The sequence below is a fragment of the Mycobacterium sp. NTMscope_Eco_3 genome, assembly GCF_976985685.1.
The window spans coordinates 3,940,679-3,953,392 of sequence record NZ_CDRJYZ010000001.1 but is presented as its reverse complement, the minus strand read 5'-3'; the positions used below and the strand labels follow the sequence as shown (position 1 = coordinate 3,953,392).

Sequence of the window (12,714 nt, the reverse complement as noted above, 5' to 3'; positions counted from 1 at the left end):
CTACGCCGCATGTCGCGCGAGCGCGACGCCGACGCGGACTTCGAGCTTGCTCATCGTGATGGTGGGGCCGCGCGGCGGCGCCGTCGAACGGTAGGTTTTGCCCGTGGGCGTCGTAAAAAGTGCTGTATGGGTATGGTTTTCGTCGACGCTCGTGCGCACCCGCCACCCCGCATTTTCCTTGACGTAGTTGCAGTGCTCGCACAATCCGAGGCCGTTGTCCGCGGTGGTCGGGCCGCCGACGGCCCACGGCTGCGCGTGGTCGCGGTGCCTGATCGGCGCGTCGCAGTAGGGAGTGCGGCAGTGTTGATCGCGGAGCCCGATGAACGCGGCCAGGCCCTGCGGGAAGAGTCGTGCCCGTGATTCCATCGCCACCAGCGCCCCGGCCTGGGGATGCGCGTAGAGCCTGCGCAGAGTCGCTCGCGAACGTCGATCGGCGGCGGCCGCGGCGACCATGCTGCGGGCGACCGCCGCGGGAACGGGACCGTAGCCGGAGATATCGGCCGGCACATCGCCACCGCCAAGCAGCGTTTCGTCGGACAGCACCAGGTTGACCGCGACCGGGGTGGGGACCGGTGCGCAGCGGCCGGTCACCCTTTCCACCAAGGTGTCCGCCATCACCTGCCCGCGCGGGCGCCCGTCACCGCAAGTGTCTGCTTCGCGGCGCAGCGCCGCATACACCGAAACCCCCTGAGCCACCGGCAATAACGCCGAGACATAGGTCATCGTGTCGGGCGCCGGCCGAATGGTGACGGTGCGGTCGTTCTCGGCCTTGGCCGCCCGCTCGACGACGGCATGCGGATCGAGCCGGTAGGCGATCGCCTTTGCGGCCGCGGCCACTCGCGCATCGCCCATGCCGCTCAGGCTCGCCGGGTCGGCACACATTTCCGCGTCCAAGGCGCGGCGGTCCTCGACGTCCAGGCATGCGCTCTCGCGCACGATCAGCGTCGCCCGCCACTCCGACAGGGCCCCGCATTCCAGCGCGGCCAGCGTATGCGGCATCTCGTGCACCAGGGCTTTGGCGAAACCCAGATGCCGGCCGCCCCGCGCGGGGGAGTCCCGTCGCGCCAGGGCAACCTCGCTTGCCACGCCGCGTCCGCGGCGCGCGGCGGGCACCCCGGTGGCCGCTTCGGTGGCTCGACGCGCCGCGTCCAGAGCGGCCGCCGCCCGGGCCTGGCCGGCGGCCGCCGCGGACTTGAGCGTCTCCAGCTCGGCGATGCGCTCTACCAGCGACGATTCGTCGGCTGCCGGATCGACGGCGGTCAATTCCTCGAACATACTTTCGATAGTAATTGTGCCCACTGACAAGCGGGCCCATGGCTACTCTGGGCATGTGAGCCCCAGAGGGCGGATCTGAGTCGTGCGGGTCTACGACGACGTCGGCGCTGACGAGGGTCAGCGCGTGCTGGTCGATCGGGTCTGGCCGCGCGGCATGCGCAAGGACGACCCGCGGGTGGGTATCTGGTGCAAGGAGGTCGCGCCATCGAAGGACCTCCGCGAGTGGTACCGACACCGGGCCGAACGGTTCGACGAATTCGCTTCGCGCTACAAGGCGGAACTGCGCGACAGCGCCGCGCTGGAGGAGCTCCGCAAGCTAGCCAAGCGGGGTCCGGTCACGTTGGTCACCGCGACTCGCGAGGTTGACATCAGCCAGGCGGCCGTCCTGGCGAAGCTGCTGAAAAGCCGGTGATCGCCAGTTCTCACCGTGAGACGATCGTGCGATGCGTTTGGGATTGCATGCGCTCGGGATCGGCGCCGGCGCCGACCGCGCGGTGATCGATGCCGTCGCGTCAACTGCGGATGAGTGCGGCTTCGCCACCCTTTGGGTAGGGGAGCACGTCGTCATGGTAGACCGACCCGCTTCGCGCTATCCCTATTCCGACGACGGCGTCATTGCCGTTCCCGCCCAAGCGGATTGGCTTGACCCGATGATCGCGCTGAGCTTCGCCGCTGCCGCCTCATCCCGGATCGGCGTAGCGACGGGCGTGCTCCTGCTGCCCGAACACAATCCGGTGCTGGTCGCCAAGCAGGCCGCCAGTTTGGACCGGCTGAGTGGTGGGCGGCTGACGCTGGGAGTGGGCGTCGGATGGTCCCGGGAAGAATTCGCCGCACTCGGAGTGCCGTTCGCGCATCGTGGTGCGCGCACCGCCGAATACGTTGGCGCGATGCGCACATTGTGGCGTGATGACATCGCCTCGTTTGAGGGGCAGGCCGTCCGTTTCGACTCCATTCGGGTTAATCCCAAGCCGCTGCGCGATCGTCGTATCCCCATTGTGGTTGGGGGCAATAGCGATGCGGCACTGGGGCGCGTGGCGATGTGGGGCGACGGCTGGTACGGGTTCAATCTCGACGGCCCGGCAGCGGTGCGCGATCGGATCGCCAAGCTGGAACAACTGTGCGCGGAATCGGGCCGGGACCATACCCGGCTGCGACTCTCGGTGGCGCTGCGCGACCCGAGCGTGGGTGAGATCGTCGCCCTCGCCGAGTTGGGCATCGACGAATTGGTTCTCGTCGAGGCGCCCCCGGACAAGCCCGAGGCGGCAGTCGAGTGGGTTTCCGCGCTGGCGCAGAAGTGGATGGTCCCCCGCTGAAGCGCGTTCGACCAGCAGCGTCGTAGGCTCAGGCGCAGAAATGAGTGACGCCGAACCCATCCTCCCGCGGGAACTGACCGACCTTCCCGAGGAGATCCGTAGCGTCCCGCCGCCCCCCATCCCGGACCTACCCGAGCCGTACGGTTTGCGACTTGCCGACCCGGGTGCCGACGCCGACATGATCTCCGAGTGGATGAGCCGCCCGCACCTGATCGAAGCCTGGGAGTCGCACTGGCCGGTGGCGCGGTGGCATCGCTACCTGCGGGCGCAACTTCAGGGTGACTTTTCTCGTCCCTTCCTGGCGATGCACGACGCGGTGGACCGCGCATATATCGAGCTATACAGAGCGGCAAAGGATTCCATCGCCACTCGCTACAATCACGATCCTCACGACCTGGGTTTGCACGTCGCGGTCGCCGACCTGGATTACATCCAGCGGGGACACGTCGGGTACCTGCTGCCGCATTTGGTGGGCGGCATCTTCACCCTCGACCCGCGGTGTCGCCGAATCATGTTCGATCCCGACCACCGCAATGCGTTGGCGCGCAAGTTCTGTGAGCGTGGTGGCTGCGCATTCCTCGGCGAGCATGACATGGCGAATCGCCGCATGGCGCTGTACGTGCTGCCGCGCACCCCCGACGACGTCCCGCGCGCCTGACTAGATCAGCTCGGCAAGGCGCTGCCAGATGAACGCCGCCGCTACGCCCAGCACGACGCTGAAGACGATGTTGGCGAGCGAGGAGCGCAGTTGGCGCTCCTCGCCGAGTCGCTGCGTCTCCAGCATCCAGGTCGAAAACGTGGTGTAGGCGCCGACGAAGGCCGTGCCAGCCAGCAGGGCCGCCTCCTTGTTCAGCGCCAGACCGCCGAGGAAGCCGAGAAGCGCTGCGCCGCTGATGTTTACGACGAGGGTACCGAACGGGAACGGCCGGGACACCCGGCGCGCCACCGCACGGTCGATGACAAAGCGCAGCACCGATCCGATGCCGCCGATGAGCGCGACGCCCAGCCAGACCAGCGCCGTCGTCGCCGCGGCGGCGGTCATTGACGCACCCGCACCCGGCGCACCAACTTGGTGGCCAGGTGCACCGCCAGCAGCCCGAGCACGATGCTGGTGACGGTGTAGCCGGCGGCCAACCCGCAATGGCCGTGCTCGATCATCCGCACCGTCTCCACCTGCATCGTGGAGAAAGTGGTTAAGCCACCGCACAATCCGGTGCCGAGCAAGGGGCGCCGATAGCTCGACGTCGGCAACCGCTCCAACAGTCGGGTCGTGAAATAACCCACCAGAAAGGCCCCCACGACGTTGACCGTGAACGTCGGCCACGGCCAGCTCCCTGGGTCGCCGCCGGCGAGGGCGCTCAGTGCGGCACGGGCCAGGGAGCCCAGCGCCCCACCGGCAAACACCGCGGCCAATTCGCGATAGTCCCGTTGCGCCACTGGCGTCGATTCCCTTCGTTTGCCGGTGCGCTACGCAGCGTATGGCGGGAGTACCGACCGGCGCAGGCCGGGGGGACTCGGACACGGGCAGAATTGGTAACCATGGTGGCCAACCCTCGCGCCGGTCAGCCGGCCCAACCCGAAGACCTTGTCGATCTGCCCCACCTGGTGACGGCCTATTACTCGCTTCAGCCCGATCCCGGCGACGTCGCGCAGCAGGTGGCATTCGGCACGTCGGGACACCGCGGGTCGGCACTCAATGGCGCATTCAACGAGGCGCACATCCTGGCGATCACCCAGGCCATCGTCGAGTACCGGGCCGAGCGCGGCACAACGGGCCCGTTGTTCATCGGACGGGACACGCACGGCCTGTCCGAGCCGGCCTGGGTCTCGGCGCTGGAGGTGCTGGCCGCCAACGACGTCGTCGCCATGATCGACTCCCGCGACCGGTACACGCCGACCCCGGCGGTCAGCCACGCCATCCTCACCTACAACCGCGGCCGCACCGACGCGCTGGCCGACGGAATCGTCGTGACGCCGTCACACAACCCGCCTTCGGACGGGGGCATCAAATACAACCCGCCCAACGGCGGCCCGGCCGACACCGACGCAACCAACGCAATCGCCAAGCGCGCCAACGAGATTCTGCGCGACGGGTCGGGCGTCAAGCGCATTCCGCTGGCCCGCGCACTGCAGGAAGCGCAGCGCCACGATTACCTCGGCAACTATGTCGACGACCTGCCCAACGTGGTCGACATCGATGCCATCCGCGCGGCCGGGGTGCGGATCGGCGCCGACCCGCTGGGCGGGGCGAGCGTGGACTATTGGGGCGAGATCGCCGCGCGGCATCGCCTGGATCTGACCGTGGTCAATCCGCTGGTCGACGCGACGTGGCGGTTCATGACGCTCGACCACGACGGCAAAATCCGGATGGACTGCAGCTCGCCCGACGCCATGGCGGGACTCATCCGCGCGATGTCCGACAACCCCGGCCGCTACCAGATCGCCACGGGCAACGATGCCGACTCCGACCGCCACGGCATCGTCACCCCCGACGCGGGGCTCCTCAATCCGAACCACTACCTGGCGGTGGCCATCGAATATCTCTACACGCAGCGGCCGTCGTGGCCGGGCGGCATCGCGGTCGGCAAGACCGCGGTCAGTTCGTCGATGATCGACCGGGTGGTCGCCGGCATCGGCCGCAAGCTCATCGAGGTGCCGGTCGGCTTCAAGTGGTTCGTCGACGGCCTGATCGAGGGTGGCATCGGCTTCGGCGGCGAGGAATCGGCCGGGGCGTCGTTCCTGCGGCGTGACGGCTCCGTGTGGACCACCGACAAGGACGGCATCATCCTGGCCTTGCTGGCCTCCGAGATCTTGGCGGTCACGGGGTCGAGTCCCTCGCAGCGCTATGAACGGTTGACCGCCCAATACGGCACGCCGTTCTACGCGCGGGTCGACGCGCCGGCCGATCGCGAGCAAAAGGCCCGGCTGGCCAAGCTGTCGGCCGACGAGGTGACGGCAACGGAACTGGCGGGGGAGCCCATCACCGCCAAGCTGACCGCTGCGCCGGGCAAGGGCGGATTGAAGGTGACAACGGCCAACGCGTGGTTTGCCGCGCGACCGTCGGGAACCGAGGACGTGTACAAGATTTATGCGGAATCTTTCAACGGAGAAGGGCATTTAGCGGAGGTGCAAGAAACTGCGCGCGAGGTAGTTAATAAAGTCATCGGGTGACCCTTTCCCCCCGCATTACCCGCCCGGGGGGACGCGCGCCGCGTTCGACCCGCCTGCCGCGCGAAGTTTGGATCCTTAGCTGGGCAAATATCATGGTTGCCCTGGGTTACGGGGTCATTTCGCCGGCGCTGCCGTCTTTCGCCCGCAGTTTCGGCGTCAGCATCAAGGCGGTGACCTTCTTGGTCACCGTCTTTTCGTTGGCCCGCCTGTGTTTTGCGCCGGTCAGCGGGCAGCTGGTGCAGCGGCTGGGGGAGCGGCGGATCTACATCGGCGGGATGGTGATCGTCGCGGTCTCCACCGGCGCGTGTGCGTTTTCCCAGGCTTACTGGCAATTGATGGCTTTCCGCGTCATCAGCGGAATCGGATCGACAATGTTTTATGTTTCGGCGCTGGGACTGATGATCCATATCAGCCCGCCCGACGCCCGCGGACGGGTCGCGGGCCTTTTCACCACGTCGTTCATGGTCGGGGCCGTGGGCGGCCCGGCCGTCGGCGCCCTGGCGGCCGGTTGGGGGCTCACCGCGCCGTTCATCGTGTACGGCGTCGCGCTGCTCGGTGTGGCGGTGGTGCTGTTTTTCGGCTTGCGGAATTCGGCCCTGGCCGCCCCGGGGCCGCCGACGCGGTCGACGGTGACGATGCGAGAGGCGTTGCGCGTGCGCGCCTATTGGTCCTCGCTCGGGGCCAATTTCGCGACCGGTTGGTCGGCGTTCGGCCTTCGTGTCGCCCTGGTCCCCTTGTTCATCACCGACGTCATGGGCCGCGGCGTCGGCGTCATCGGCATTGCGCTCGCGGCGTTCGCCGGGGGCAACGCGTTGGCCATGATCCCCAGTGGCTACCTGTCCGACCGGATGGGACGGCGCACGTTGATGATCGTGGGCCTGGCGTTGTCCGGCGCGGCGACCATCTTCTTGGGCGCGGCGTCGTCATTGCCGAGGTTTCTGGTCGCCGCGGTGGTGGTGGGGGCGGTGACGGGCATCTACATGTCGCCGATGCAGGCCGCCGTCGCCGACATCCTGGGCAGCGAGGCGCGCGCGGGCAGTCCGGTGGCGGCCGTTCAGATGATGTCCGACCTGGGCGCGATCGTCGGATCCGTGACGCTCGGTTGGGTCGCCGAGCGGCTGAGCTACGGCTGGGGTTTCATCATCAGCGGCATCGTTTTGCTGATCGCCGCGGTGGGCTGGGTGGTGGCGCCGGAGACCCGGACGGTGCCCGTTCCGGAGCCCGACCCCTTGCCGTCTCCGCACACGTTGAATCTTCCTGAGCAGCAACTTTGAAGGACGGTTACCGGTGGTGTAGCTTCGATGAGCACGACTTGGGGCTATGGCGCAGCTGGTAGCGCACCACACTGGCAGTGTGGGGGTCAGGGGTTCGAGTCCCCTTAGCTCCACCGAAATAACTGGGCGCATCGCGCCAATCGACGTCGCGGGTCTAGCAGAATGCGGCGGTCATGAAACTCCCGCCGGCCACGAGCGCGATGACGAGCGCGGCGGTCTCGTGCCCCGTCGACGCCGCGGCGACGACGCCGGCGACCGCGCTGATGAATATCGTGACGGCCAGAAACGCCATGAACAGCCGGTGCGAATTGACCGCCGCGCCGGAACGAGGCGTGACCATGGCCTTGTTCGTACGATTCACGCCCACCATGAAATCTCCTTGGTTGTGACGCCCGCAACATATCACGCGCAGATGTGGCCTGCATCACACATTACTAGGCGCGCCGTGGTATCAGTCCGGTATCATTCGGCTATGGGAATGACTCTTCGGCCCAGTGAACAGCAGGCGGAAGCGCTGCGCAGGCAGGCCAGTGCGGAAGGCCGATCGATGCAGGCCGTCGCGCTGTCGGCCATCGACGAGTACATCGCCCGGCGGGCGCACAAGGCCAAGGTCGCCGATGCGCTGCAGCGCGTGCTTCGCGAGGAGGCAGGTGTTCTGGAGCGCCTCAAGGACGCATGACGGACTATCTGGACCTCGAGGATCTTCTGGAAATTGCCCGAAAAGCCGTCGGAGTGGACGTCATTGTCCGGGATTACGGCTTGCTTGAATCCGCTCTGGCGCGTCCTCGAGCCTCCATCTTTGGCCAGGACGCCTACCCGGATCTGCACGTCAAGGCCGCCGCACTGCTGCATTCGCTGACACGGAATCACGCGCTGGTGGACCGGAACAAGCGACTCGGGTGGGCGGCCTGCCGGACGTTCCTGGCAATCAACGCCCAGTGGATCAGTGCGCCCGAGGACGATCGCTTCGATTTGGTGATCCGGGTGGCCACCGGTGCGATGGCCGGTCTCGACGACATTGCGGCACAACTGCGCGGCTGGAGCCACCCGTGACCGCTGCGAACCACGCCGGCTTCGGGCAACGCCGTTATGCGGCGGCGATCCGCCGATTAGGTTTTCGTCTTGGGGCGCATTAATCTAGCCCGCGGTTCGATTGCGACTCAGGAAAGCAGCCATGCCTGTTCAGCCCACTCTGCTGCGCCGACAAGCGCCGCGTAGCGTCCGTCGACAGCGGGTCGCCCCCCGCGTGAAATGTCCGATGGTCGGTCAGTGCTTCGACATCGAAGTCACCCGCGACGCCGACGGATGGGCGATCAGCGTTCCCGAAATCGGCCGGACCACCCGCACGACCAGTCGGGCCGCGGTGGAACTGGCCGCGCGCGAATGCATTGCAACCTGGACCGGTATCCCGATCGGTTATGTCGCCGTCTACGTCGTCAGCGAAATCGCTTAACAGTCGAGGGCGCGTTGTTGTCGGGCGGCCTGCAGGATCGAGCCGGCGGTGACAAATGCGGGTTTGTCGCGGTCCTTGCCCTCGACGGGCAGCCCGGCCGCGCGGCGCAGCACCATCAGCGCAAGCCCGCTGTACGTCGCATAAGGAACGATCAAAAGGTTCACCCGCTCCTCGCTGCCGATGAACGTCATCACGTGCTGGCGCTTGTGTTCCCATCCGTGCCAGTTGAAATCGGGCGGCCGTTGTAGGGCCGGCCAGTTGACGTTGACAGAGCAGATGTCGCCGAGCAGGGGTGTCAGTGCCGCGACAAGGCCGGGCAATTCGTTGGTGATGCGGTCCGCGCGTGGCCACCACGCTCCGTCGATGTCGCCGCCCAACTGGTGGGCTACCGAGACCCGGACGGGGACGGCCGTGCGTCGGCTCAACGTGCGATACACAGATTGTTCCTAAGTTCGGCATCGCTCGTCCGCGGTCGCGTGCGAGTGGAGGAATCACATTGCCCTTGGGTGTTCACTGCGCCCATTGCGGTGGAATTCCGCGGACAACGAAACGGCTCACCTTCGACGCTACCCCACCATCGAGGTTTGCTCGCTATAGGAGCGCGGTCAGGTGACCAGGGGCAGCGCGTAACCGCGACGCAGCTTGCCGGACGGCGTCTTGGGAATCGCCCCTGGAGCCAGCACCACCACGCTGCGTGGCCGAGCCGCGACTTCGGTGACGACTTCGTGAGCGACCTCGTGCTTGATGCGCCGCACCTGCGCGGGATCGTCGACGTCGTTCGACTCCACCGCAACGGCAAACGATTCCCGCGAATGGCCGGCATCGAGCCGCACGGCCGCCACACACCCGGCGCGCACGCCGACGACCCGCCCGGCAGCACGTTCGACATCACCGGGGTAGATGTTGCGTCCGGCCATGATGATGACGTCTTTGGCCCGACCGCAGACGACCACGTGGCCCTGCTCGGTGAGGTAACCCAGATCGCCCGTGTTCAACCACCCCTGATTGTCTTGAGCGGCCACAAAACCGGCCGTCGTGACATACCCGGACGTGACCGGATCACCCCGCAACTCGATGACTCCCACACCTCGAGGCGCCAGAAGGGCGCCGTCCTCATCGACGATGCGTGCCTGTATGCCGTTCAGCAGCGGCCCCAGCGACGCGAGCCGACGGGTGCGGCCGGTGGAGGCGGGCACTGCGCGCCGCAGCACCGCCAGCATGTCGCCGTCCACCTCATCGACGACGAGTCCACGGCCACACTCCGAAAATGACACTGCCACAGTTGTTTCGGCCATTCCGTAGGCGGGCAAGATCGCTTCTGGACGCAGTCCGAACGGCGCGCCGGCCAAACACAGTTCCTCCACGTCGGCCGGTTCGACCTGTTCGGAACCCGATAACGCCCACCGCAACGACGACAGATCAAAATCACCGGGCTTTGCGTGCCGCCGTAACCGCTTGGCCAGCAACGCGTAGGCAAAATTCGGTGCCGCGGTCATGGTCGCTCGGTACTTATCGATCAACTTGGGCCACAACAAGATATCGGACAGGAAGTCGATCGGCGTGATCTTGACCAACTCGGCACCGAATAGCATTGGCACCGTTAAAAATCCGGTCATTCCCATGTCGTGGAAAAGAGGTAACCAGCTCACGATCACATCGGTATCCAGGTCGTACCGGGCACCGACGAACATCGCCTCGGCGTTGGCGATCACGTTCGCATGAGTGATCATCACTGCTTTGGGACAATCCGTCGAGCCCGACGTCAACTGCAGAAGCGCCAGATCGTCCTCACCGCTGTCGACGACAGCGGTCGGTGCGGCGCTCAACAGCTCGGCCATCGTCACCACCGCGACGTCGTGCTCGGCCAACACGTCCACGGCGGCCATGAACGGCTCCGACACGATCACGACGGTCGCCTCGATCATCGTGATGACCGCCAGGGTGTCGCGGACCCACGCCTGCAGATCGGTGCGTGGCGTCGGTTGATGCAGCATCGTCAGACACGCGCCGCGCAGCCACACACCCTGCGCGATCGGCGCGACTTCCGCCGGGGCGCCGGCCAGCACACCGACCCGATCGCCCGCGCCGACCCGGAGCGCCGCCAATCCGCCGGCTACCCGCCGGGCGCTCTGATGAACTTCGGTCCAGGTGGACCGAACTGGCGAACCGGGCTCGCCGGTCACCAGGCCGTGGGTACTCGTCTCCGCAGCGCACAGCATCGCATCAACGAATCTGCTCACCGCCACCTCCCCTGCGTCAGGCCAGCTACAGGCCTGTTTTGGTCATCTCGGGACGTATGAGGTGCCGAGGACATGCTACTGACCTCAGGCGCGTCTCCCCAGAGGGCGCGCCGCCCGTCCGGGTAAGGGCGACGGCCGCGGCAAGCTGATCCGCCCGCGAGAAACGCGGAACTGCGGATAGGCTGGTGGGAACAAGGGAGGATGGACATCATGTCCACACAGAATTGGTCCGACGCACCCGAGATTCACCCGTCGCAGATCCGGGTCGGCGACGTCATCGGCACGCGGCGCCCCACGGAATTGCGCCTGACCGTGAAAATGATCAGTGGTCCGCAGAGCGGTCCGCGGCAATGGACATTTTTCAGCCGCGACGACAACGGCCAACAGCGCACCAGCACGTTCGGCGAGGACGACGTGGTTCGCAGATACGCCAAAGCGGCATGACAATGCCTTAGATCCGTGCCAAACGCCAAGGGCGGCAACGGATTCTAGGATCCCGCGGCGATCGCGATCGATTTCGTGTCCAGGTAGCTGTCGAGGCCTTCGGGCCCGAGCTCGCGTCCGTAGCCGCTTGCCTTGACCCCGCCGAAGGGCGCGAAGGGATCCATCGTGTACCCCTGGTTGACGCCGACGGTCCCGGTGTGGATGCGGGTGGCCATCGCCAGCGCGCGGTCGGTGTCGTCGCTCCACACCGATCCCGCCAGGCCGTAATCGGAATCGTTGGCGATCGCCAGCGCCTCCTCGTCATCGCGGTAGGGGATGACGGTGATGACGGGCCCGAAGATCTCTTCCCGGGCGATGCGCATGGTGTTGTCGGCCGCCGCGAACAGCGTGGGCCGGACATACCAGCCGCGGTCGAGCCCGTCGGGCATGTCGGTGCCGCCGACGACGACGCGTGCGCCCTCGTCCTGGCCGATCTGGATGTAGTCGCGAACGCGCTGCTGCTGGCGCCGGGACACCAACGGACCGAGCTGGGTGTCGGGATCGTTGGGATCGCCGACGCGAAGGCCGGCCATCTCGGCCGCGAGCGCGTCGACGTACTCGTCGTGGCGCCCCTGCGGGACCAGCACCCGGGTGAGCGCATTGCAGATCTGGCCGCTGTTGGACAGGCTCGCGGAGCGCACCCCGGCGGCCACCTTGTCCGGCGATGCGTCGTCGAGGACCACGGCGGCGGACTTGCCGCCGAGTTCCAGGCTGACCTTGGTGAGGTTGACCGCACAGGATGCGGCCACGGCGCGCCCCGCCGTGGTGGAGCCGGTGAACGACACCTTGTCCACGCCACGGTGGGCGACGAGGTAGGCGCCCAGCGCACCGTCGCCCGGCAGGACGCTGACCACGCCCGGCGGCAGGCCGGCTTCGGTGATCATCTCGCCCAAAAGCAGTGCATCCAACGGGCTTTCGGGGGCAGGCTTGAGCACGACGGTGCAGCCGGCCAGCAGCGCGGGCACCAGTTTGGTGACGATGAGGAACTGGGGCATGTTCCACGGCACGATCGCCGCGACGACGCCGACGGGTTCCTTGCGGACGTGCACGTCGCTCCCGAAGAACCCGGGCCTCGTCTCCTGCCACGGATGCCTTTCGGCCAGGTCGCAGAACGCGCGCATCATGAACGCCGGCAGGCCGACCTGGGCGCGCTGGGCGAAGCTGATCGGGGCGCCGATCTCGGCCGTGATCGTCGTGGCCATCTCCGCGCGGCGTCCGTCGTAGATGTCGGCCAGGCGCCGGAGCGCAGCGATCCGCTCCGCCGGCTCGCTGCGGCCCCAGGGCCCGAAGGCCGCCCGCGCGCCGGCCACCGCCGCGTCGACGTCGTCGGATCCCGCCGCATTGACCTCGGCGATGGGTTCCTCGGTGTGCGGCGAGATGACGCGCAGGACGCCGGCGGGCGGCCGTGCCCCGTCGCTTGCGGCGATTTGCAGTGCGGGGTTGTGGTCCATCCGCGCCTCCCGAGGGCCAGTATCAACTACTTGCTATTGGTGAGTCGAGGATAT

The 12,714-nt window shown here is 67.0% G+C and carries 16 protein-coding genes and 1 tRNA gene; 10 read left to right on the top strand and 7 right to left on the bottom strand.

The annotated features are described in order from the left end of the window. Nucleotides 1-1,275 (bottom strand): HNH endonuclease, encoded by a 1,275-nt coding sequence (locus tag AC0KTM_RS18200; protein WP_225326459.1) that lies wholly within the window; start codon nucleotides 1,273-1,275, stop codon nucleotides 1-3. An 82-nt stretch (nucleotides 1,276-1,357) separates the two neighbouring features. On the opposite strand from AC0KTM_RS18200, the gene AC0KTM_RS18195 reads away from it, so the two are divergent. From AC0KTM_RS18195 to AC0KTM_RS18185, 3 genes are read left to right on the top strand one after another with little or no spacing between them, the layout of a single operon-like run. Beyond that, entirely contained in the window at nucleotides 1,358-1,687 is a 330-nt protein-coding gene (locus AC0KTM_RS18195) for a DUF488 domain-containing protein (RefSeq protein ID WP_238956582.1), read from the top strand. 31 nt (nucleotides 1,688-1,718) lie between these two features. Next, on the top strand, nucleotides 1,719-2,588 hold the full coding sequence (locus AC0KTM_RS18190; RefSeq protein ID WP_225326461.1) for an LLM class F420-dependent oxidoreductase: 870 nt from the start codon (nucleotides 1,719-1,721) through the stop codon (nucleotides 2,586-2,588). A gap of 40 nt (nucleotides 2,589-2,628) precedes the next feature. After that, a complete protein-coding gene (locus tag AC0KTM_RS18185) occupies nucleotides 2,629-3,246 on the top strand; it encodes a GNAT family N-acetyltransferase (protein WP_225326462.1) in 618 nt (205 codons plus the stop codon). Here the strand turns inward: AC0KTM_RS18185 and crcB (AC0KTM_RS18180) are convergent, their stop codons facing one another. Together crcB (AC0KTM_RS18180) and crcB (AC0KTM_RS18175) are read right to left on the bottom strand one after the other, a co-directional pair. Next, the gene (gene crcB, locus AC0KTM_RS18180; RefSeq protein WP_472416315.1) at nucleotides 3,247-3,630 is read right to left on the bottom strand and encodes a fluoride efflux transporter CrcB; all 384 of its coding nucleotides are present in this window, start codon (nucleotides 3,628-3,630) and stop codon (nucleotides 3,247-3,249) included. Beyond that, nucleotides 3,627-4,025 (bottom strand): fluoride efflux transporter CrcB, encoded by a 399-nt coding sequence (gene crcB, locus AC0KTM_RS18175; RefSeq protein ID WP_225326464.1) that lies wholly within the window; start codon nucleotides 4,023-4,025, stop codon nucleotides 3,627-3,629. The genes crcB (AC0KTM_RS18180) and crcB (AC0KTM_RS18175) overlap by 4 nt, the downstream gene beginning before the upstream one ends. 102 nt (nucleotides 4,026-4,127) lie before the next feature. Between crcB (AC0KTM_RS18175) and pgm the strand changes: the two genes are divergently transcribed. The 3 genes from pgm (at nucleotide 4,128) to AC0KTM_RS18160 (ending at nucleotide 7,146) form a co-directional block, all read left to right on the top strand. Next, a complete protein-coding gene (pgm, locus tag AC0KTM_RS18170) occupies nucleotides 4,128-5,759 on the top strand; it encodes a phosphoglucomutase (alpha-D-glucose-1,6-bisphosphate-dependent) (RefSeq protein WP_472416313.1) in 1,632 nt (543 codons plus the stop codon). 71 nt (nucleotides 5,760-5,830) lie between these two features. Next, entirely contained in the window at nucleotides 5,831-7,033 is a 1,203-nt protein-coding gene (locus tag AC0KTM_RS18165; RefSeq protein WP_308011529.1) for an MFS transporter, read from the top strand. A gap of 40 nt (nucleotides 7,034-7,073) precedes the next feature. Further along, nucleotides 7,074-7,146 (top strand) — tRNA-Ala (locus AC0KTM_RS18160). A gap of 41 nt (nucleotides 7,147-7,187) precedes the next feature. On the opposite strand, the gene AC0KTM_RS18155 is transcribed toward AC0KTM_RS18160, so the two are convergent. After that, nucleotides 7,188-7,403 carry a hypothetical protein gene (locus AC0KTM_RS18155; protein ID WP_009954684.1) on the bottom strand — a complete coding sequence of 72 codons (216 nt, stop codon included), beginning with the start codon at nucleotides 7,401-7,403 and terminating at the stop codon, nucleotides 7,188-7,190. Between the two features lie 102 nt (nucleotides 7,404-7,505). Here AC0KTM_RS18155 and AC0KTM_RS18150 point away from each other — a divergent pair, with 102 nt between their 5' ends. The 3 genes from AC0KTM_RS18150 (at nucleotide 7,506) to AC0KTM_RS18140 (ending at nucleotide 8,486) form a co-directional block, all read left to right on the top strand. After that, nucleotides 7,506-7,712 carry a hypothetical protein gene (locus tag AC0KTM_RS18150; protein ID WP_026071253.1) on the top strand — a complete coding sequence of 69 codons (207 nt, stop codon included), beginning with the start codon at nucleotides 7,506-7,508 and terminating at the stop codon, nucleotides 7,710-7,712. Then, nucleotides 7,709-8,086 (top strand): type II toxin-antitoxin system death-on-curing family toxin, encoded by a 378-nt coding sequence (locus tag AC0KTM_RS18145; RefSeq protein ID WP_472416311.1) that lies wholly within the window; start codon nucleotides 7,709-7,711, stop codon nucleotides 8,084-8,086. The genes AC0KTM_RS18150 and AC0KTM_RS18145 overlap by 4 nt, the downstream gene beginning before the upstream one ends. Nucleotides 8,087-8,291: 205 nt before the next feature. Then, nucleotides 8,292-8,486: a long chain fatty acid-CoA synthetase Faa4p gene (locus AC0KTM_RS18140; protein WP_225326579.1), complete on the top strand. Its 195-nt coding sequence runs from the start codon at nucleotides 8,292-8,294 to the stop codon at nucleotides 8,484-8,486. On the opposite strand, the gene AC0KTM_RS18135 is transcribed toward AC0KTM_RS18140, so the two are convergent. Next, nucleotides 8,483-8,923 carry a DUF5994 family protein gene (locus AC0KTM_RS18135; RefSeq protein WP_225326468.1) on the bottom strand — a complete coding sequence of 147 codons (441 nt, stop codon included), beginning with the start codon at nucleotides 8,921-8,923 and terminating at the stop codon, nucleotides 8,483-8,485. The genes AC0KTM_RS18140 and AC0KTM_RS18135 overlap by 4 nt on opposite strands. A gap of 168 nt (nucleotides 8,924-9,091) precedes the next feature. Continuing rightward, nucleotides 9,092-10,726 (bottom strand): fatty acyl-AMP ligase, encoded by a 1,635-nt coding sequence (locus AC0KTM_RS18130; RefSeq protein ID WP_225326469.1) that lies wholly within the window; start codon nucleotides 10,724-10,726, stop codon nucleotides 9,092-9,094. 210 nt (nucleotides 10,727-10,936) lie between these two features. Between AC0KTM_RS18130 and AC0KTM_RS18125 the strand changes: the two genes are divergently transcribed. Next, nucleotides 10,937-11,170 carry a hypothetical protein gene (locus AC0KTM_RS18125; RefSeq protein ID WP_225326470.1) on the top strand — a complete coding sequence of 78 codons (234 nt, stop codon included), beginning with the start codon at nucleotides 10,937-10,939 and terminating at the stop codon, nucleotides 11,168-11,170. Nucleotides 11,171-11,214: 44 nt separating this feature from the next. On the opposite strand, the gene AC0KTM_RS18120 is transcribed toward AC0KTM_RS18125, so the two are convergent. Continuing rightward, nucleotides 11,215-12,660 carry an aldehyde dehydrogenase gene (locus tag AC0KTM_RS18120; protein ID WP_472416309.1) on the bottom strand — a complete coding sequence of 482 codons (1,446 nt, stop codon included), beginning with the start codon at nucleotides 12,658-12,660 and terminating at the stop codon, nucleotides 11,215-11,217. Nucleotides 12,661-12,714 lie beyond the last annotated feature (54 nt).

Coding starts and splice junctions, on each gene's coding strand:
- AC0KTM_RS18200 (WP_225326459.1), bottom strand. CDS start 1,275: ATGTTCGAGGAATTGACCGCCGTCGATCCGGCAGCCGACGAATCGTCG.
- AC0KTM_RS18190 (WP_225326461.1), top strand. CDS start 1,719: ATGCGTTTGGGATTGCATGCGCTCGGGATCGGCGCCGGCGCCGACCGC.
- AC0KTM_RS18185 (WP_225326462.1), top strand. CDS start 2,629: ATGAGTGACGCCGAACCCATCCTCCCGCGGGAACTGACCGACCTTCCC.
- crcB (WP_472416315.1), bottom strand. CDS start 3,630: ATGACCGCCGCCGCGGCGACGACGGCGCTGGTCTGGCTGGGCGTCGCG.
- pgm (WP_472416313.1), top strand. CDS start 4,128: ATGGTGGCCAACCCTCGCGCCGGTCAGCCGGCCCAACCCGAAGACCTT.
- AC0KTM_RS18155 (WP_009954684.1), bottom strand. CDS start 7,403: ATGGTGGGCGTGAATCGTACGAACAAGGCCATGGTCACGCCTCGTTCC.
- AC0KTM_RS18150 (WP_026071253.1), top strand. CDS start 7,506: ATGGGAATGACTCTTCGGCCCAGTGAACAGCAGGCGGAAGCGCTGCGC.
- AC0KTM_RS18145 (WP_472416311.1), top strand. CDS start 7,709: ATGACGGACTATCTGGACCTCGAGGATCTTCTGGAAATTGCCCGAAAA.
- AC0KTM_RS18140 (WP_225326579.1), top strand. CDS start 8,292: ATGGTCGGTCAGTGCTTCGACATCGAAGTCACCCGCGACGCCGACGGA.
- AC0KTM_RS18125 (WP_225326470.1), top strand. CDS start 10,937: ATGTCCACACAGAATTGGTCCGACGCACCCGAGATTCACCCGTCGCAG.
- AC0KTM_RS18120 (WP_472416309.1), bottom strand. CDS start 12,660: ATGGACCACAACCCCGCACTGCAAATCGCCGCAAGCGACGGGGCACGG.